Annotated in this window: 18 protein-coding genes and 1 pseudogene; 11 read left to right on the forward strand and 8 right to left on the reverse strand. The window is 69.0% G+C overall.

The genetic code is table 11. The features are described from left to right. From GSE44_RS04880 to GSE44_RS04925, 10 genes and pseudogenes are all read left to right on the forward strand, one after another. Window positions 1–477: a RidA family protein gene (locus tag GSE44_RS04880; RefSeq protein ID WP_159347675.1), complete on the forward strand. Its 477-nt coding sequence runs from the start codon at window positions 1–3 to the stop codon at window positions 475–477. Then, window positions 474–914, forward strand: a complete 441-nt coding sequence (locus GSE44_RS04885; protein ID WP_159347676.1) for a nuclear transport factor 2 family protein — start codon at window positions 474–476, stop codon at window positions 912–914. The genes GSE44_RS04880 and GSE44_RS04885 overlap by 4 nt, the downstream gene beginning before the upstream one ends. 42 nt (window positions 915–956) lie before the next feature. After that, window positions 957–2,111: a GNAT family N-acetyltransferase gene (locus GSE44_RS04890; RefSeq protein ID WP_159347677.1), complete on the forward strand. Its 1,155-nt coding sequence runs from the start codon at window positions 957–959 to the stop codon at window positions 2,109–2,111. 25 nt (window positions 2,112–2,136) lie between these two features. Next, the gene (locus GSE44_RS04895) at window positions 2,137–3,012 is read left to right on the forward strand and encodes a DMT family transporter (RefSeq protein ID WP_159347678.1); all 876 of its coding nucleotides are present in this window, start codon (window positions 2,137–2,139) and stop codon (window positions 3,010–3,012) included. A gap of 188 nt (window positions 3,013–3,200) precedes the next feature. Then, window positions 3,201–5,012 carry a DNA/RNA helicase domain-containing protein gene (locus GSE44_RS04900; protein ID WP_235924561.1) on the forward strand — a complete coding sequence of 604 codons (1,812 nt, stop codon included), beginning with the start codon at window positions 3,201–3,203 and terminating at the stop codon, window positions 5,010–5,012. 10 nt (window positions 5,013–5,022) lie between these two features. Then, on the forward strand, window positions 5,023–5,865 hold the full coding sequence (locus tag GSE44_RS04905) for an endonuclease/exonuclease/phosphatase family protein (RefSeq protein ID WP_159347679.1): 843 nt from the start codon (window positions 5,023–5,025) through the stop codon (window positions 5,863–5,865). 45 nt (window positions 5,866–5,910) lie between these two features. After that, on the forward strand, window positions 5,911–6,795 hold the full coding sequence (locus GSE44_RS04910) for a PPK2 family polyphosphate kinase (RefSeq protein WP_159347680.1): 885 nt from the start codon (window positions 5,911–5,913) through the stop codon (window positions 6,793–6,795). A gap of 393 nt (window positions 6,796–7,188) precedes the next feature. Next, window positions 7,189–7,446 (forward strand): hypothetical protein, encoded by a 258-nt coding sequence (locus tag GSE44_RS26445; RefSeq protein WP_408015090.1) that lies wholly within the window; start codon window positions 7,189–7,191, stop codon window positions 7,444–7,446. Then, window positions 7,428–7,604 (forward strand): annotated as a pseudogene (locus GSE44_RS26160) (hypothetical protein); the annotation flags it as partial. The gene GSE44_RS26445 and the pseudogene GSE44_RS26160, both read left to right, overlap by 19 nt. A 114-nt stretch (window positions 7,605–7,718) precedes the next feature. After that, the gene (locus GSE44_RS04925) at window positions 7,719–8,195 is read left to right on the forward strand and encodes a c-type cytochrome (RefSeq protein WP_159347681.1); all 477 of its coding nucleotides are present in this window, start codon (window positions 7,719–7,721) and stop codon (window positions 8,193–8,195) included. A gap of 102 nt (window positions 8,196–8,297) precedes the next feature. Here the strand turns inward: GSE44_RS04925 and GSE44_RS04930 are convergent, their stop codons facing one another. The 4 genes from GSE44_RS04930 to GSE44_RS04945 form a co-directional block, all read right to left on the reverse strand. Continuing rightward, the gene (locus GSE44_RS04930) at window positions 8,298–8,798 is read right to left on the reverse strand and encodes a hypothetical protein (RefSeq protein ID WP_159347682.1); all 501 of its coding nucleotides are present in this window, start codon (window positions 8,796–8,798) and stop codon (window positions 8,298–8,300) included. Window positions 8,799–8,857: 59 nt separating this feature from the next. Then, the gene (gene clpA / locus GSE44_RS04935; protein WP_159347683.1) at window positions 8,858–11,236 is read right to left on the reverse strand and encodes an ATP-dependent Clp protease ATP-binding subunit ClpA; all 2,379 of its coding nucleotides are present in this window, start codon (window positions 11,234–11,236) and stop codon (window positions 8,858–8,860) included. A gap of 180 nt (window positions 11,237–11,416) precedes the next feature. Beyond that, window positions 11,417–11,884 (reverse strand): ATP-dependent Clp protease adapter ClpS, encoded by a 468-nt coding sequence (clpS, locus tag GSE44_RS25535; protein WP_235924563.1) that lies wholly within the window; start codon window positions 11,882–11,884, stop codon window positions 11,417–11,419. 313 nt (window positions 11,885–12,197) lie between these two features. Further along, window positions 12,198–12,740, reverse strand: a complete 543-nt coding sequence (locus tag GSE44_RS04945) for a phasin family protein (RefSeq protein WP_159347684.1) — start codon at window positions 12,738–12,740, stop codon at window positions 12,198–12,200. A 407-nt stretch (window positions 12,741–13,147) separates the two neighbouring features. On the opposite strand from GSE44_RS04945, the gene GSE44_RS26165 reads away from it, so the two are divergent. Continuing rightward, window positions 13,148–14,362 carry a D-alanyl-D-alanine carboxypeptidase family protein gene (locus GSE44_RS26165; protein WP_268893623.1) on the forward strand — a complete coding sequence of 405 codons (1,215 nt, stop codon included), beginning with the start codon at window positions 13,148–13,150 and terminating at the stop codon, window positions 14,360–14,362. A gap of 60 nt (window positions 14,363–14,422) precedes the next feature. Here GSE44_RS26165 and GSE44_RS04955 read toward each other — a convergent pair whose 3' ends face one another. From GSE44_RS04955 to pgmG, 4 genes are all read right to left on the reverse strand, one after another. After that, entirely contained in the window at window positions 14,423–15,529 is a 1,107-nt protein-coding gene (locus GSE44_RS04955) for a DSD1 family PLP-dependent enzyme (protein WP_159347686.1), read from the reverse strand. Window positions 15,530–15,673: 144 nt separating this feature from the next. Then, complete coding sequence (locus GSE44_RS04960) at window positions 15,674–16,102, reverse strand: hypothetical protein (protein WP_159347687.1); 429 nt, start codon at window positions 16,100–16,102, stop codon at window positions 15,674–15,676. Then, a complete protein-coding gene (locus GSE44_RS04965) occupies window positions 16,086–16,451 on the reverse strand; it encodes a gamma-glutamylcyclotransferase family protein (protein WP_268893625.1) in 366 nt (121 codons plus the stop codon). Before GSE44_RS04965 ends, GSE44_RS04960 begins: the two co-directional genes overlap by 17 nt. Beyond that, window positions 16,448–17,860, reverse strand: coding sequence for a phosphoglucomutase/phosphomannomutase PgmG (gene pgmG / locus GSE44_RS04970; protein ID WP_159347689.1), 1,413 nt, complete (start codon window positions 17,858–17,860; stop codon window positions 16,448–16,450). Before pgmG ends, GSE44_RS04965 begins: the two co-directional genes overlap by 4 nt. Between the last annotated feature and the right edge of the window lie 9 nt (window positions 17,861–17,869).

The following is a 17,869-nucleotide window of genomic DNA, read 5'->3' on the forward strand; positions in this document are numbered from 1 at the left end:
ATGGCGCAGGCTGATCGCGGGCGTATCGAGGCCCGGCTTGCCGAACTGGGCGTGACCCTGCCGCAGCCGGCGCTGCCCATCGCCAATTACGTCCCCGCCGTCATCTCCGGCGGCCTGCTCTTCGTTTCCGGCCAGGTGCCGATGCGGAGCGGCAAGATTGCCTATACCGGCAAGCTCGGTGACGGGGTGGGGGTCGATGGCGGCCAGCAGGCGGCGCAGCTTTGCTTCATAAACGTGCTGGCCCAGGCCCATGCGGCGCTCGGCAGCCTGGACCGGGTGGTGCGGGTGGTGCGGCTGGGCGGGTTCATCGCCGCCGTGCCGGACTTCACCCAGCATGCCCAGGTGATGAACGGCGCCTCCGACATGGCCGTCGCCGTCTTCGACGAGGCCGGACGCCACGCCCGCACCACCATCGGCGTCTCCTCCCTGCCCGGCGACGCCGCGGTGGAGGTGGAGGCCGTGTTCGAGATCGCGTGACCACCGCCGCGGAACGGGGCGAGGCCCTGATTCGCCGGTGGATGGAAAGCGGCGACCACTCTCTCCTCGCCGAGGACATCGCCTGGCGCGTTTCCCCCGGTTATCCCGTGCCGCGCACGGAATGGCGCGGCCGCGCCGAGGTGGAAGGCGCCTTCTTCCCCGCCCTGCGCTGCCACTTCCCGCAATGGCGAATCGCCGTGGACAGCTTCACGCCCCTCGCGGATGGCCGGCTGCTTGCCATCGGCGCCTATGACGCGCGGGACTCGGCCGGCCGCACGGGCCGCATTCCCTTCCTGCATGTCTGGACACTGGGCGACGGGACGATTGTTGGCGTGGAGGCGGTGGCCGATTTCGCCGCCTTCGCCCCGCTGCACGCCTCCGGCACTGCTGCGCCGGGAACGAAAGGCGGTGACGCTGTGCCGGGCACGCGGGGCTGATCCCCGCTTGCACCGGGCGCCGCGCGCCGCACATGCGCTTCCATGCCCTCTGAGCTGACCCTCTCGCTGCATCCCCGAATCGCCGACATCCCGGCCGAGGAATGGGATGCCTGCAATGACACCGGAAATCCCTTCACCTCCCATGCCTTCCTCCTGTCGCTGGAGGAATCTGGCTGCACCGGTCCACGTACCGGTTGGCTGCCACAGCACCTGGCGCTGCGCGACGAGGCCGGCGCGCTGGTCGCGGTGGCGCCCGCCTATGCCAAGGGCCATTCCTACGGCGAGTATGTTTTCGACCACGCATGGGCGCGTGCCTTCGAGAATGCCGGCGGCGAGTATTATCCCAAGTTCCAGGTGGCCGTGCCCTTCAGCCCCGTGCCCGGCCCTCGCCTGATGGTCCGCCCCGGAACCGGCGTGCCCCATGGCGCGCTGGCACAGGGGCTGGCGCAGGCGACGGAGGCGCTGAAGCTTTCCTCCTGTCACGTCACCTTCTGCACGCGCGAGGAATGGGATGCGCTGGGCGAGGCCGGCTGGCTGCAGCGCCTGGGGACGCAGTTCCACTGGACAAATGAGGGCTATTCCAGCTTCGACGACTTCCTCGCCGCCTTATCCTCCCGCAAGCGCAAGGCGATCCGCCGTGAAAGGCGGGACGCGCAATCCGCCGGGCTCACCATCCGCACTCTCCGCGGCGCCGAGATCACGCCGGAGATCTGGCGCCTGTTCCACAAGTTCTACCGCAGCACCACGGACCGGAAATGGGGCAGCGCCTATCTCTCCGCCCGCTTCTGGCCCCTGATGGGCGAGCGCATGGGTGACCGCGTGGTGCTCATGGTGGCGGAGCGGGACGGCACGCCCGTGGCCGGCGCGCTGAACCTGATGGGGCATGACGCCCTTTATGGCCGCAACTGGGGCAGCCTAGTGGAGGCGCCCTTCCTGCATTTCGAGCTCTGCTATTACCAGGCACTCGATTTTGCGATCGCCCATGGGCTGAAGCGCGTGGAGGCGGGTGCTCAGGGCGAGCACAAGATCCAGCGCGGCTACCGCCCGGTGCCGACCTATTCCGCGCATCTCATCGCCCATTCCGGACTGCGCCGCGCGGTCGCCGATTCACTGGTGCATGAACGCGCGGCGATTGAGGCGGAAATGGTGGAGCTGGACGCCATGTCCCCGTATCGCCGCGACGGCGAGGAGGGGTGAGCCGGGCCAGGATGCGCGGCGCTCCATGCTGAGCGCCTACGCCCAGCTCGCCGGCTCCATGATCCTCACCGGCATGAATGTCGCGGTGGCGAAGACACTGGCGGGCGCGCTGCCCATTCCCATGATCCTCGGCCTGCGCTGCCTCATCGCCTGCGCCGTGCTGCTGCCCCTGGCCCTGTGGCGGGACCGCGCAGTGCGACCAGGCCGTAAGTTGCTGTGGAACCTGCTTCTGCAGGCCGCGGCGGGCACGGTCCTGTACAACGTGGCACTCCTTGGAGGGCTACGCTTCACCTCGGCGATCGAGGCGGGGCTGGTCCTCGCTACCATGCCGGCCGTCGTCGCGCTCGGAAGCGCTTGGTTCCTGCGCGAACACATCGCGCCACGCGGCTGGGCGGCGGTTGTGCTGGCGGCAGTGGGCATGGCGGCAATCGTGCTCGCGCGTGGTGGGGAGGGGGAGGGCGGCAGCCTTCTGGGCAACGGACTCGTCCTGCTCGGCGTCTGCGGGGAGGCGGCCTATGTGCTTTTCGCCAAGCGGGCTTCGGGCGCGCTGCCGCTGCTGACCGCCAGCCTCTGGATGCAAGCCTTCTCCGCCGCGTTGCTGCTGCCCGCCTGGCTGCCGGAGGCTGGTGCCGCGGTGCGCCTTGCCGATCCCTGGCTGCTGACCCTGCTCGTCTTCCACGCGCTGACCGCAAGCGTTCTCTCGCTGCTGCTCTGGTATGGTGGGCTGCGCCGCGCGCCGGCGGGTGTAGCCGGCATCTTCTCCGCCTTCCTGCCCGCCACCGCGGCCGTCACGGCCATCCTCTTCCTTGGCGAGGCGCCGACCGCGACCCATGCGTTAGGCTTTGCGTTGCTCTTCGGCAGCATGATGCTGGCGACCTGGCCGCCGAGGAACCGCGCCTGAGACCCTGGCTGACGCTGACCGTCCCTGAGCTGCTGCAGCTTCAGCCCGAGGATGTCGCCGCACGCCTCGCCTATGCCCAGGCGGCGCGCCACGCGACGCTGGAGCTGACCCAGCGCGCTGCCTGGGTTTCCACGGCGCGCCTGCTGCAATCCGCCCTCGCCAGTTCGGAGGCCGCGGGTTGGTCGGTGATGCTCGAATACGACCTCCTGCGCCTTGAGAAGCGCGCGGATTGCGTGATCCTCACCGATCGCGCCGTGCTCGTGCTGGAGATCAAGGACGGGGCGTCGGCGCACAGCCTGGCCGATCTTCGCCAGGCGGAGGATTACGCGTTGGACCTGCGCGACTTCCACGCGGGTTGCCGCGCCATCCCGGTCGTGCCCGTGCTGGTGGCCACCCGCGCTCCGGAGTCGGCCTTCAACCCGCCGCTGATCTGGCACGGTGTGCCGCAGCCCTTCACAGCGACGGCGGGATCACTGCGCGGAATCCTGCTCTCCATCCATGCCGCCATCGGCGCGCCCGCGTCTCCGCTCGACCACGCGGCTTGGCTTACCGCGCCCTACCGCCCAGTGCCGAACGTGCTGGAAGCGGCCACCATGCTCTTCGACCGGCACCGCAGCGCCGAGATGGTCTCCGCCCGCGCGGACGCCGCCAATCTGACGCGCACGACCGAGGCGGTGCGGCGCGCCATCGCGGCGGCGCGCGAGGCAGGCGAGCATCTGGCGGTTTTCGTCACCGGCATTCCCGGCGCGGGGAAAACCCTTTGCGGCCTCAACATCGTCTTCGGTGCCTTGCGGGACGATGGAGCCGCCTTCCTCACCGGCAACTCGCCCCTGGTCGAGGTGCTGCGCGAAAGCCTGGTCCGACAGGCCGCGCCCGATGGCGGGCGGCGCCGCGGGCAGGCACGTGGACAGGCCGTCACGGCGCTGCAGAACGTCCATCGCTTCCTGGAGCATTATGTCGAGCGCCCCATGGAAGTGCCGGAGGCGCGGGTGATCGTCTTCGACGAAGCGCAGCGCGCCTGGGACCGTGCCCAGGCCACCAAGCCCTCCCAGCGCCGCGGCGCCAGCAAGCTGACCGACAGCGAGCCCGCGCATGCGCTGGAAATCATGGCGCGGCACAATGATTGGTCCGTCGTCGTTGCACTCATCGGCAATGGCCAGGAGATCAACACGGGGGAGGCGGGGCTGGCCGAATGGGGCCGCGTCATCGCCGCTGCCGACGGATGGCGGGCCCTCGCGCCGCCTCGCGCCCTTTCGGCGCCCTTTGCCGCGCAGCGCCTCGCGGACGGGCCCCAGCCCTGGCTGACCCTGGACCCCGAGTTGGACCTCACCGTGCCGATGCGGTCCGTCCGGGATCCACAGGGCGCCCCTTGGGTCGATGCCGTGCTGAGCGGCGACACCGATGCCGCAGCCCGCATCGCCCGCGAATCCGGTGTCCCGTATTTCGTCACCCGCGACCTGGAAGCGATGCGCGCCGCCTTGCGTCAGCTTTCACGTGGCCTGCGCCGGGCTGGGCTGGTCGCCTCCTCCGGCGCCCGTCGGCTGCGCGCCGAGGGGCTGGGCGTGCAAGCCGCCGACATCCCGCATTGGTTCCTCGATCGCTGGCCCGACATCCGCGCCTCGGATGCGCTCGAGACCTATGCCACCGAATATGACTGCCAAGGACTGGAGCTGGACCAGGTCGGCCTGGCCTGGGGCGGCGACATGCTGCGCGGTGCTGGGGGCTGGCGCATGCGAGCACTCTCCGGTGCCCGTTGGAACACGATCCGCGATGAGACCGAGCGCGCCTTCATCCTCAACACCTATCGCGTGCTGCTGACCCGCGCCCGCTACGAGACGGTGATCTGGGTTCCGCCCGGCAGCCCGGCCACCGACGGTTCCTGGCACGACCCAACACGCGATGCCGCCGAGCTGGACGCGGTGGCTGCCCATCTCCTCGCCTGCGGGGCCCGCCCGCTGGCGGCGGTCCCTGCGGCAGACCCCGCGCCGGCGCTGCTGTAGAAGCGGGGCCATGACCCGCCTGCTCCTCGCCCTCCTCCTCCTCGCCACGCCGGCGGCCGCGGCCGAGCTGAAGCTCGCTACCTGGAACCTGGCCTGGCTCACCACCCGCCCAGCCGGTGACCGGGACCTGCCGCGCGACCTGCGGACCCGCAGCAGCGACGACCTCGATCGCCTGCGCGGCTACGCCACCCGCCTCGCCGCCGATGTCATCGCCCTGCAGGAGGTGGACGGGCCCGAGGCCGCCGCCCTCATCCTCGACCCCGCCCAATGGCGCTTCTTCTTCCCCGACGAGCAGGACGTGCAGCGCAGCGGCATCGCCGTGCGTCGTAGCCTCCCGGCGCGGCAGAACCCGGACCTCGCGGCGCTGGACCTGCGAGCGGGCGCCCGATTCTCCCTTCGGCGCGGCGTGGACGTGACGGTGGGGGAGGGGCCATCCGCTCTCCGCCTCCTCTCCCTTCATCTGAATGCCGGCTGCCGCGAACCCGATGATCGCGGCCGGGAATGCGAGAGCATTGGCCGGCAGGCGGAGATCATCGCCGGATGGATCGAGGCTCGGCGCGAGGCGGGAGAGGCCTTTGCCATCGCTGGCGACTTCAACCGCCGCTTCGATCGCGACCCCGCCATCCTGCCGGCCCTGGAGCGCGCCGCCCCGCTCACCCGCGCCACGGCCGGCCGTTCCAACCCGTGCTGGGGCGGGCGGCCCTTCATCGACCATATCCTGCTCGGCGGCCGCGCCCGCGACTGGATGGTGCCGGACAGCCTGCGCGTGCTCGTCTATGCCGAGCGCCAGCCGGAATGGCGCAACCGCCTGTCCGACCACTGCCCCATCAGCGTCATGCTGGACATCCCTTAGGTCCCTGCTGCGTTCGGGAGCTGAAGCCCCGGACGAGAATGCGCCATGACCCAACCGAAGCCCCTTCGTCAGTTCGTCGCCGCCTGTCGCGTGACGGACGGCACCGCCTTCTCCCTCGCAGGTCACCGCACCGATGACGACGGCGGGCTGGGCATGGACAAGCAGGCGGGAGGCGAGGCGCTGAAGGATGCGGTTTCCCGCATCTCGGACCAGCAGGAACGGCTTTACGCCGATGCGCGCTGGTCCGTGCTCTGCATCTTCCAGGCGATGGATGCGGCTGGGAAGGACGGTGCCATCAAGCACGTGTTTTCCGGTGTGAACCCGCAGGGGGTGCAGGTCGAACCCTTCTCCGCTCCCAGCACGCGGGAGCGCGCGCATGACTTCCTCTGGCGCCACGCCATCGCCATGCCGCGGCGCGGCCATATCGGCGTGCACAATCGCTCCTGGTACGAGGAAGTGCTGGTAGCGCGGGTGCAGCCCTCCATCCTGCGGGCCGCGCCATTGCCCCCGGCGCTGGTCGGCCCGCAGATCTGGGCGGAGCGCTTGGAGGACATCGCCGCGCATGAGCGCTACCTTGCGCGGCAGGGCGTGCTGATCCTGAAGTTCTTCCTCCATCTCGGCGAGCAGGAGCAGCGCGAGCGCCTGGTGGCGCGCATCGACGAGCCGGCGAAGAACTGGAAGTTCCAGGCCGGCGACCTCGCGGACCGCGATCGCTGGTCCGACTATATGGCCGCCTATGACGAGGCCATCCGCGCCACGGCCGCCCCGCACGCGCCCTGGTTCGTCGTCCCGGCCGACCGCAAATGGCTCGCCCGGCTATTGGTGGCAGAGGCGGTCGCTGGCGCGATGGAGTCCCTCGACCTGCAATTCCCCTCGCTCGATCCATCGGCCAGATCATCGCTTCTTCGCGCACGCGACGCGCTCGCATAATCGGAATGCATTCGTGGATCCGCCTGAAAGGCCCGGAAATCGGGGTTTTCAGGCGGGAACGATGCGCTGCCGGCGGGAGTTAACGTAACCCAATGCACGCGTTGGCGTCGGAACAGCAACTTCGCCCCTGACCGAAGTTCTGAACTGGCGTGCGGCCCACGGCCACGCCGAGGAATTTCTGATGCCCATGCGCGCAGCTCCCGATGTCGCTTTCTCCTTGCCACGAGTGTTCTGATCGGTTTCGCCCGCACAGGCTCCGCCCGCACCATCCACGGCCTGCCCTGGACCGGGAACGAGGTCTATCCACCATCGGAGATCCGCCCCGGCCCCTGGCTCTTCTTCATCCCGGAGGAAGCCGCCGCGATCGTCGATCGCCTCATCCCTGCCGATGAGCTGGGCCCCGGCGGCAAGGAGGCCGGTTGCGCCGTCTTCATCGACCGGCAGCTTGCCGGTCCTTATGGCCGCGCGGAAGGCGTCTACATGCAGGGCCCGCATCCCGAGAACCGGCTGCAGACCCAGGGCTTCCAATCCCCGCTCACCCCGGCCCAGCCCTATCGGAAAGGCCTGCAGGGCCTCCCGCCCATGTGGCGCAGCGCTTCGGCGGCCGCTCCATCCCGTAGCTCTCGGGCGAGGAACTGGACGGCCTGCTGACCTACATCGAGAAGCGCGAGGTGAATTCGCCCGCGTTCAACGGCAACAAGATCTTCGACCTCATCTTCAGCAACACGATGGAAGGCTTCTTCGGCGACCCGATCTATGGCGGCAACCGCGACAGCCAGCACCTCGCCGGCGGCCCGTTGCAGGGCTGATTCGCGGCCAGCCTGACCAGTGACGAACGCACCGGCCTCGGCGCCTGGAGCAAAGACGAAATCGTCGAATACCTCCGCACTGGCCGCAACGCCCGCAGCGCCGCCTCCGGCCCCATGGCGGAGGTCGTCGAATACTCGACGGCGCTGATGACGGAGCCGGACCTGCGCGCCATTGCCACCGAGATGGGGGAACCGGCCTCGCAGGTGGCCGCGCCGCCGGGCCGCGCGCCGCTTGCCGCCGAGGATGCGCGGATGAAGATGGGCGAGGCCATCTATCTCGACCGCTGCATGGCCTGCCACACGCGGAGCGGGGAAGGGGTGCCGAACATGTTCCCGCGCCTCGCCGGCAGCCAGGTGGTGCAGCAGGAGGGCAGCGAGACGGTGTTGCGCGTGGTGCTGCAGGGCGTGCGCGCCGCCTATACGCCGCACGCCCCAACCTCCCCTGCTATGCCCGCCTTCGGCTGGCGGCTGAACGACGACCAGGCCGCGGCGGTCACCACCTATATCCGCAACGCCTGGGGCAATGCCGCGCCGGCCGTTGCCTCGGCGGATGCTGCCCGCATGCGTGGCCTGCTGCGCGATCGCCCCTGATCGGCGCGTGGCAGCGCCGAAAGCCACGCTCCAGAAAGCCGAAGGGCGCCCACAGCCGGGGCGCCCTTCGATATTGTCATCGCCTCATGTGGCAGGCGCGAATCAGCCTGTCTCTATCCGAAGTTCCTTGCGGTCGGTCCAGCCGACTTCCGGGCGCGCCGCCAACCGGCCCGCAGCGCCCCGGCCAGGGACGGTGACGAAGGGATCCTCGCCCGGGTTAGCCCGCATCCAGGTATCCAGGGCATTAAGTGCGGCGAAGCTCGTCTCCCCGTTCACCGCATAGGCCACGCCATTCCGGTCGAACATGGCGATGGTCTTACCCTTGACGCCCATGGCGCCGTCCAGCCGTTCCCAATCCGGATGCGCGCGCTGCCGGGGCAGCGCGACGTGGTCCAGGAAGGCCCTGAAGCCCGGCAGTATGCCGGGCCGCAGGTCCGCGTCGCCACCATCCTCCGTTTCAGCGTCGAAGCCGAGGGGGTCCATGCCGCGCGCCAGGCCACCCGACTGCAGCCGTTTCCCGGAGATGCCCATCACGGTCTTGATCAGGAACATCGCCAGGATGAGGACACCCAACCAACTGAGGATGACTTCGATTCTTCCCATCGGAGTCTCTCAGCACCTCAGTTGATTGTATGTCGAGAGCCGCCCGCCGGGGCGGTGGCTCATCCAGCCGCCTCCGGCTCGCGCTCCGCCTCGCCGTCGCCATCCTGCCCGCCCTGGCCCTCCTCGGGCTTGGGCAGTGCCGGCGGCGGCGCCTCGGCGATGTCGAAGGCCAGGGCCGCATCCTTCAGCCCCACCTTCACCGCGCCACCCTTCACCAGCTTGCCGAAGAGCAGTTCCTCGGCCAGCGGCTTCTTGATGTACTCCTGGATCACCCGGGCCAGCGGCCGGGCGCCGTAGAGCGGGTCGTAGCCCTTCTCCGCCAGCCACTCCTTGGCGGCCGAGGACAGCTCGATCGTCACGTTCCGATCCGCGAGCTGGGCTTCCAGCTGCATCACGAACTTCTCGACGACGTTGCCCACGATCTCCGGCGTCAGCCCGGCGAAGGGCACGATCGCATCCAGGCGGTTGCGGAACTCCGGGGTGAACAGCCGCTTCACCGCCTCCTCATCCTCGCCCACCCGGGCCGGCCGGCCGAAGCCGATGGCGGGCTTCGCCATGTCGGACGCACCGGCATTGGTGGTCATGATGAGGATGACATTGCGGAAATCGACCGTCTTGCCATTGTGGTCCGTCAGCTTCCCGTGGTCCATCACCTGCAACAGGATGTTGTAGAGGTCCTGGTGCGCCTTCTCGATCTCGTCGAGCAGGAGCACGGCATGCGGGTGCTGGTCGATGCTGTCGGTCAGCAGGCCACCCTGGTCGAAGCCCACATAGCCCGGGGGGGCGCCGATCAGCCGGCTGATGCTGTGCCGCTCCATGTACTCGGACATGTCGAAGCGGATCAGCTCGATTCCGAGCGTCTTGGAGAGCTGCTTGGCCACCTCCGTCTTGCCGACGCCCGTGGGCCCCGAGAAGAGGTAATTGCCGATCGGCTTCTCCGGGTCGCGCAGCCCGGCGCGGGACAGCTTGATCGCCGCCGACAGGGCGTCGATCGCCTGGTCCTGGCCGAAGACCATCGCCTTCAGGTCGCGCTCCAGGTTCCGCAGCGTCTCCTTGTCGTCGGTGGAGACGGACTTGGGTGGGATGCGCGCGATCTTCGCGACGATATCCTCCACGTCCTTCAGCGTAACCGTCTTGCGGCGCTTGTTCTCGGGCAGCAGCATCCGGCTCGCGCCCACCTCGTCGATCACGTCGATCGCCTTGTCGGGCAGCTTGCGGTCATGGATGTACTTGGCCGAGAGCTCCACCGCGGCACGGATCGCCTCGGGCGTGTAGCGGACCTTGTGGTGCTTCTCGTAGTTCGTCTTGAGACCGGTCAGGATCTTCACAGCATCCTCGACCGACGGCTCATTGACGTCGATCTTCTGGAAGCGGCGGACCAGGGCGCGGTCCTTCTCAAAGTGCTGCCGGTACTCCTTGTAGGTGGTGGAGCCGATGCAGCGCAGCGTTCCCTGGGCCAGGGCCGGCTTCAGCAGGTTGGAGGCGTCCATCGCGCCGCCGCTGGTCGCGCCGGCGCCGATCACCGTGTGGATCTCGTCGATGAAGAGGATGGCGCCGGGCTGCTGTTCCAGCTCGTTCACCACGGCCTTCAGCCGCTCCTCGAAATCGCCGCGATACCGGGTGCCGGCCAGCAGGCTACCCATGTCCAGCGCAAAGATGGTGCACTTGAGCAGGACCTCGGGCACGTCCTCCTCGATGATCCGCTTGGCCAGGCCCTCGGCGATGGCGGTCTTGCCCACGCCCGGGTCACCCACATAGAGCGGGTTGTTCTTGGTCCGGCGGCAGAGGATCTGGATCGTGCGCTCGATCTCGTCGGCCCGCCCGATCAGCGGGTCGATCTTGCCCTGGCCAGCCTTCTTGTTGAGGTTGACGCAGTAGTTGGACAGCGCGTCGCCGCCCCGCTTCTGGCCGCCCTCGCGGCGCTCCTCGCCGCCCCGGCCCTCGTCCTGGCCCTCGCCGTCCTTGCCCGCATTGCCCTGAACGGGGCGGGTCTGGCTACGGCCGGGCGCCTTGGCGATGCCGTGGGAGATGAAGTTCACCGCGTCCAGCCGCGTCATGTCCTGCAGCTGCAGGAAGTAGACGGCATGGCTCTCGCGCTCGCTGAAGAGGGCCACCAGCACATTGGCGCCGGTCACCTCGTCGCGTCCGGAGGACTGGACATGGATCGCCGCGCGCTGGACCACACGCTGGAAGCCGGCGGTCGGCTTCGGGTCTCCCCCGCGGTCGGTCACCAGCCCGGCCAGGTCCTTGTCCAGGAACTCGGCCAGGTCGCGCTTCAACTTGTCCACATCCACGCCGCAGGCGCGGAGAACGGTGGTCGCATCCGTGTCTTCCGCGAGGCTGAGCAGCAGGTGTTCGAGCGTGGCATATTCATGCCGGCGCTCGCTGGCCAGGCCCAGGGCGCGGTGGAGCGTCTGTTCTAAGTTACGGGACAGCATTGTCGACGCTCCCCTGTCTCATCGGCCGCCGGGATCTCCCGTCAGGACGTCCACCTGGACGTCGAGCTTGGGGCGGCCGTACGCAAGTCATCAATATTGTGATCCTACCCTCGAACGCCGAGGGGACCGGTCGGTTACGCGATGTATCAGTGCCAAGCGGCGCCATCTTGAGTACGCGCGTCATTCTTTCTCAATCGTACATTGCAGAGGGTGCTGGTTCTGGCGTGCCAAGTCCATCACCTGCGTCACCTTTGTCTCCGCGACCTCGTAGGTGAACACCCCGCACACCCCGACCCCCCGGCGGTGGACATGCAGCATGATCCGGGTCGCCTCGTCCCGGTTCTTCTGGAAGAAGCGTTCCAGCACATGAACGACGAACTCCATCGGCGTGTAGTCGTCGTTGAGCATCAGCACCTTGTACATGGTGGGCTTGCGCGTCCGGGGACGCGCCTTGACCACCACGCCGGTCGCGGGCCCGCCATCCCCGGCGCCGCCACCGTCTCCCGGCGGCCCGTTCGGCCGCGCCGGCTCGTTGCCACCCTTGTCCGGACCGCCCTTGTCCGGGCCACCCGTCCCCGGGCCAGCCTTGCCGGGATCCTCAGGGGTCTTGCCCGGATTGCCTCTCGGGCGCCTGTCCTGCTTGCTCATCGCCCCGCCATGGTCTCACGGATCGCCGGCTTGCCAAGGGGAAGCCGTATCCGCCGCGCTGAAATTATCTGGAGATCAGGATATCGGATCACGTCGCGCGGGGTGAAGCCTTCCGCGCATCGCTCGCCTTGCCCTGCGGCTTGCAAGGGATATGGGACGGCAGTCACGCTGGCGCCAGGGCTTGAAAGCCACGCTTGAAGGGCGGGGCTGGGAAGCGGAACGCGAAGGGCCCCGCCACCTGCCCCGGGGGGCAGGCGGGCGGGGCCCCGCGATCCACACTGGCCGGCGGGGTTGCCCCCGCCAGCGTATCGGCTCAGGCGGCGAGCGGCTTGCTCGCGCGCTCGACGGCCAGGGTGACGCGCTGGGCCACCGGGGCGGTAACCTGCTCGGCGAGGCGGAAGGAGGCCTCCTGGAGCTTCACCGTCTCGGACATCACGCGCTCCAGCGTCCCACGGGCGTAGGTCGTCTGGATCTCGGCGGCCTCCTTGAGGCTCTTCACGCCGGACAGGGCGCGGGTCCCCTCGAGCGCGTGGTCCGTCAGGCTCTGGGCGAAGGCGAAGGCCTGGCGGCTGATGTCCTGCGTGCCCGCCATCCAGGTCTGCGCAACCTGGGCGAAGGTCTCGGCATTGCCGCGCGAGAACTCGGCGAACTCCTGCGCCGCCTTCATGCTGCCCTCGGCAGCCTTGCTGGCTTGTTCCATGCTGCGCTCCATCACGCTGCGCATCTGGCTCGCGCCGGCGCCGGCGAAGGACGCGGTCTTGGCGGTGGTGGTCTGGGCGGCCTCGGCGGTGGCGTTCGTGGTGGCGTTCACGGCGTCAGACGCAAGGCGGGCGATCTTCGGGGGCTGGTCAGCCATGTGACATCTCCTGGAGTCCGTTGCGGCAGGCCATGATCGTCGTCAGGGCTTTGCTGCGCTGCAACATGAGTTCTCTACCAAGTGAAACGAACTGCCGTCAAAGATTATTTTGCACCGCACAATAAAATCCAATCATCGCCGCGCAACCTTGCGGTCCCCCACAAAAGCGCTGCGATTTCCGTCCGATAGCGGGAAAAGCTGCAACTGCCAGTGGACAGGTGGCCCAGGCCGCCCGTATCGTCTGCAACACGGTGCGGCTGGGGGGCTGCGCCACTGTGCCCTCCGGGGCCCAGGTGCATTTGATCCCGCGGGGGCGGGAGCAAACAGGGGGATGCTTCATGGTTCACGGTCTGGCCGCCTGGCGCGGTTGGCGGCCTCGTTCGCTCCATTTGCGGGCGGTCCGGCCGTTGGCCAAGCGGGCGCGTTCGCTGGCGGCATTGGGCCTCGCCGCGCTGCTCCCGGCCCTGATGGCCCAGCCCGCCGCCGCCCAGATCGGCAGCGACCGCTACGCCTCCTTCGTCATGGATGGCCGCACCGGCAATCCCCTGGGGGGCGCCAATGCCGATGAGCCGCGCTACCCAGCCTCGCTGACCAAGATGATGACCCTCTACATGCTGTTCGACGCGATGCGCGAAGGGCGGCTGACGATGAACAGCCGCATCTACATCAGCGAGGAAGCGAACAGCCGCATGCCCTCCAAGCTCGGCGTCCCGCCGGGCATGACCATTCCGGTCGAGGTCGCGATCTACGCGCTGACCATGAAGTCGGCCAATGATGTGGCGACGGCGGTCGGCGAAGCCCTCGGCGGGACCGAGGAGCGCTTCGCCCAGATGATGACCCAGCGGGCGCGCCAGCTGGGCATGACGAGCACCACTTTCCGCAACGCCTCCGGCCTGCCGGATTACAACCAGACCACCACGGCGCGGGACATGGCCATCCTCGGCCGCCGCCTCTTTCTGGATTTCCCGGAGCGCTGGCATTTCTTTGGCAATTCCACCATCCGCACCGGCAACTATGCCTTCCGCAGCCACAACCGCATGATCGGCGAGTATGAGGGCGTGGACGGGGTGAAGACCGGCTACATCAACGCCTCCGGCTTCAACAACGTCGTCTCCGCCCAGCGCGGTGGCCAGCGCGTCTTCGTCTCGGTCTTCGGCGGCTCCTCCTGGGTGGAGCGGGACCGGCACGCGGCCATGCTGCTGGATGACGGCTTCGCCCGTCTCGGTGTCGGCCCGTCCCGCGCGCCAGAGGCGGCGATGGCCATGGCTCGCGTCCCGTCCTTCGCGGGCCGCGCCCGTGCCGCGACGGTCGAGGCCGCCACGCCGCGGTCCAACATCCGCCAGGTCACGCTGCGCACGGTCCGCCCGGCGCCGCGCCAGACTGCTCAGGCCCGGGGTCGGCGCGCCGTCGCCGCCGTGCGCCCGGCTGCCGCGTCCGAAGCCCGCCCTGCGCGGCAGGCCGCAAAGCCCGTTATCCGCGCCGGCACCCGCAGCTCTGCACGCGCCGCCCGCACGCGGCAGGTGATTGAGCAGGGGGATGGCGGCCGCCTCGTCCGCGTCTCGACGCCGCCCCGCCGCCCGGCGGCGCGCGCGAAGCCGGTCCGGACCGCCTCGCGCCGCTGAGGCATCCCACCCGAAAGTATGTCGAAAAGGGGCCGGCTTGCCGGCCCCTTTTTTCTTGGGTCAGGCCATGCCGCCGCGGGCCGAGACGGGCCAGAGGCACTCCACACGGCCACGACGCACGCCGACATACCAGTCGTAGCGGTCGACTGTCGGGTCGCAATGGCCCGGCACCAGCCGCAGCCGCTCCCCTAGCTTCGGCTGGGCGCCGCCCTCCACCGCCAGCGTGCCGTGCTCGTCCGAGGCGCCGGTGTAGCGGACCCCCGGCCGTTCCCAGACCAGCGGCAGGCCGGAATCCACCGCCACCGCCTTGTGGCCGGCATCCAGCACCGCCACCCCGTCGCGCGGCGCCGACATCACCTGGGCCAGGACGAAGAGGCTTTGGCGGAAGGCCGGCGGGTTGCCATTGGCGGCGTAATCCGCATCCATGAAGGCGTAGGAGCCGGCCTGGATCTCGGTCCAAAGCCCGGTTTCCAGCTCCAGTTCGAAGGTGCCGGTGCCGGCGCCGCCGATGATCGGGCAGGGGAGGCCGCGTTGCCGCAACTGCTCCACCGTGCGCCGCACGCCCTCCGCCGCGCCGGTGATGGCGGCGCGTCGCTCCTCGATGCTCCGCCTATGCTGGGCATTGCCGTGATAGGCTTGCAATCCGCCGAAGATCAGGTGCGGCGAGGCGGCAATTCGCTCGGCCAGCGCCACCGCCACCGGCCCGGGCGCCACGCCGCAGCGGCCGGCGCCGACGTCGATTTCGACCAGCACCTCCATCCGCCGCCCGGCCGCCTCGGCCACCGCCGCGATGGTGTCGATTCCCGTCGGGTCGTCGGCGCAGACCGCCACCTTGGCCAGGTTGGAGAGGGCCGCCAGGCGCCGCAGCTTGCGTGAATCCACCACCTGGTTGGAGACGAGGATGTCCGGCACGCCGCCCCAGGCCAGCGCCTCGGCCTCCGCGACCTTCTGCACGCATTGCCCGACCGCCCCGCGCCGCATCTGCTGATGCGCCACCGACGCGGACTTATGCGTCTTCGCATGGGCGCGCAGCTTCGCGCCGGTGCCAGCCAGCCGGGCGGCCATTGCGTCCAGATTGGCCTCGAATGCGTCGAGATCGAGGAGGAGGGCGGGGGTATCCACCTCCTCCTCCCGCATTCCGGGTTCGGCGGGAGGGGCTTGCAGCATTCTGGTCGAGGCTCCGTTCTGTGCCGGCAGCCTATCGTGCGCGGGGCGCTTGCGGCAGAGGCCGGGTCAAGTCAGCGGATGGAAGGTCCTCGCCCGAAAGGCTTGGGCGGACACGCCTGCTCGCCACCGGCGCTCGCCGCTGCCTCAACGCGCGTCGATGCCGGCGCGCACAGGAACCCGGGTCAGTCGCAGGGTCAGGAAAGCCGCCAGCACCGCGCCGGCGGTATCCATCACGATATCCAGGATCGTGTCGTGCTTGCCCTTGATGGCGTTGCCGGAGGCGATGCGGTCGAAGCCCCATTCGGCCACTTCCCACAGCGCGCCAATGGCAATCCCCATGCTGGCAACAAGCAGAACGATCAACACGTCGCGCCCGGCTCGCCGGTCCAGCACCGGAGCGCAGAGAAAAAGTGCCAGCCAAAGCGTGATTGCAAGGATCGTGTAGCCATGCAGGGCCCGATCGAACCACCAATAGGTCTGGTAGAGGCCGAAGGCATAGCCTGCAGCATTCACCAGCCCCATAAGGATCAGCAGGATCCAGGCGATCACACGCCCTTCAGGCGTGGCTTGCATGGCTGGGCTTCCACGGCTCGGCCAATGCCATCTGGCGAGGCGTTACCCAGGCCCGTGCGGCAACTGGCCCACGTGGGGACAGAACGCGCAGCGGCATCAGGCGGTAGCAGGGGCCTTCGTAGCGGCGCAGCGCTGCCATCGCAGCAGGGTTTGGCCGGATCAGGGCCCCTGGCACCCATCGGCCGCGGCGCGGGATCAGCGTGGGATAGAGAGTGCCGCGGAAGCGGACCCGCGCGAAGCCAGGCAGCACGGCCGGCACCATTGCGCGGGGCAGTCGGGAATCGCCGGACTCGCGCGCCAGCACGCGCGGGTCCAGCAGCGTTCCGTATAGGAAGAGGGGCGTGCTCAGTGCCCCGCATTCTCCCCCGAGAAGTCCGGTGCCGCGAGGCCGCTGGCCTCCAGCTGCTTCGCAATGCCGGCCTTCAGCCGCTCCAGCCCCTCTGCGCTCTTCGCCTCGGCGCGGGCGACCAGCACTGCCTGGGTGTTGGAGGCACGCAGCAGCCACCAGCCGTCATCGGTCAGCACGCGCACGCCGTCCACGTCCTGCACCTTGGCGCCATCGGCGGCCAGACGGTCCTTCACCTCCTGGACGACGACGAACTTGCGGTCCTCGGCGCAGTCGAAGCGCAGCTCTGGCGTGTTGATCACCTTCGGCATGGCATCGCGCACCTGCGAGAGCGTCTCGCTCATGCGCGCCACGATGCCGAGCAGGCGCACGGCGGAATAGGGGGCGTCGTCGAAGCCGTACCACTTGTCGGCGAAGAAGATGTGGCCGGACATCTCGCCCGCCAGTGGCGCGCCGGTCTCGGCCATCTTCGACTTGATGAGGGAGTGGCCGGTCTTCCACATCAGCGGCTGGCCACCGGCCTTCGCCACCTCGTCGAACAGCACCTGGGAGGCCTTCACATCGGCGATGATCGTCCCGCCGGGCCTGGACTTCAGTACGTCCCGCGCCAGCACGACCAGAAGCTGGTCGCCGAACAGGATATGGCCCTCGTTGTCCACCACGCCGATGCGGTCGGCGTCCCCGTCGAAGGCGATGCCCAGGTCGGCGCCCTGGCGGGCCACCTCGGCGATGATCTGCTCAAGGTTCTTCGCGACCGTCGGGTCCGGGTGATGGGCGGGGAAGTTCCCGTCGATCTCGCCGTTGATGACGACATGCGTTCCCGGCAGGCGGGCGGCGAGCATCTTGGTGATCTCGGCGCCCGAGCCATTGCCCGGATCCCAGACCACCTTCAGCTTGCGGTCGCCACCGTCGTAATCCTTCAGCACCCGGGCGACATACTCCTCCGAGATGTCGACAGAGCGCGAGGAGCCCTGCGCCTCCTCCACCACGTCGCCGGCCGCAGCCATCTGGCCGAGCTTCTGGATATCCGCCCCGAAAAAGGGCTTCTTGCCGATCATCGACTTGAAGCCGTTGTAGTCCGGCGGGTTGTGGCTTCCCGTCACCATCACGGCGCCATCCGCGGCGAAGTGATAGGAGGCGAAATAGAGCATCGGGGTGGGCCCGCAGCCGATGCGGATCACTTCCATCCCGCAGGCGACCAGCCCCGCGACCAGCCGCTCCTCGAGCATTGGGGAGGAGAGGCGGCCGTCATAGCCCACCGCCACCTTCGTCCCGCCGGCGCGCTTCACGATGGAGCCGAAGACCCGGCCGATGGCGAAGGCGTCCTCGCCCGACAGGGTTTTCCCCACCACGCCGCGAATGTCGTATTCGCGGAGGCTGGTCGGGTCGAAGCGGTGGTTGAAGCTGGTCATCTGCGCGCG

The organism is Muricoccus harenae (assembly GCF_009848505.1).
Classification (GTDB): domain Bacteria; phylum Pseudomonadota; class Alphaproteobacteria; order Acetobacterales; family Acetobacteraceae; genus Roseomonas; species Roseomonas harenae.

Excerpts from the sequence above, each read along its gene's own strand:
- GSE44_RS04880 (WP_159347675.1), top strand. The coding sequence starts at position 1 with ATGGCGCAGGCTGATCGCGGGCGTATCGAGGCCCGGCTTGCCGAACTG.
- GSE44_RS04890 (WP_159347677.1), top strand. The coding sequence starts at position 957 with ATGCCCTCTGAGCTGACCCTCTCGCTGCATCCCCGAATCGCCGACATC.
- GSE44_RS04895 (WP_159347678.1), top strand. The coding sequence starts at position 2,137 with ATGCTGAGCGCCTACGCCCAGCTCGCCGGCTCCATGATCCTCACCGGC.
- GSE44_RS04900 (WP_235924561.1), top strand. The coding sequence starts at position 3,201 with ATGCTCGAATACGACCTCCTGCGCCTTGAGAAGCGCGCGGATTGCGTG.
- GSE44_RS04905 (WP_159347679.1), top strand. The coding sequence starts at position 5,023 with ATGACCCGCCTGCTCCTCGCCCTCCTCCTCCTCGCCACGCCGGCGGCC.
- GSE44_RS04910 (WP_159347680.1), top strand. The coding sequence starts at position 5,911 with ATGACCCAACCGAAGCCCCTTCGTCAGTTCGTCGCCGCCTGTCGCGTG.
- GSE44_RS04925 (WP_159347681.1), top strand. The coding sequence starts at position 7,719 with ATGGCGGAGGTCGTCGAATACTCGACGGCGCTGATGACGGAGCCGGAC.
- GSE44_RS04930 (WP_159347682.1), bottom strand. The coding sequence starts at position 8,798 with ATGGGAAGAATCGAAGTCATCCTCAGTTGGTTGGGTGTCCTCATCCTG.
- clpA (WP_159347683.1), bottom strand. The coding sequence starts at position 11,236 with ATGCTGTCCCGTAACTTAGAACAGACGCTCCACCGCGCCCTGGGCCTG.
- clpS (WP_235924563.1), bottom strand. The coding sequence starts at position 11,884 with ATGAGCAAGCAGGACAGGCGCCCGAGAGGCAATCCGGGCAAGACCCCT.
- GSE44_RS04945 (WP_159347684.1), bottom strand. The coding sequence starts at position 12,740 with ATGGCTGACCAGCCCCCGAAGATCGCCCGCCTTGCGTCTGACGCCGTG.
- GSE44_RS04955 (WP_159347686.1), bottom strand. The coding sequence starts at position 15,529 with ATGCTGCAAGCCCCTCCCGCCGAACCCGGAATGCGGGAGGAGGAGGTG.
- GSE44_RS04960 (WP_159347687.1), bottom strand. The coding sequence starts at position 16,102 with ATGCAAGCCACGCCTGAAGGGCGTGTGATCGCCTGGATCCTGCTGATC.
- pgmG (WP_159347689.1), bottom strand. The coding sequence starts at position 17,860 with ATGACCAGCTTCAACCACCGCTTCGACCCGACCAGCCTCCGCGAATAC.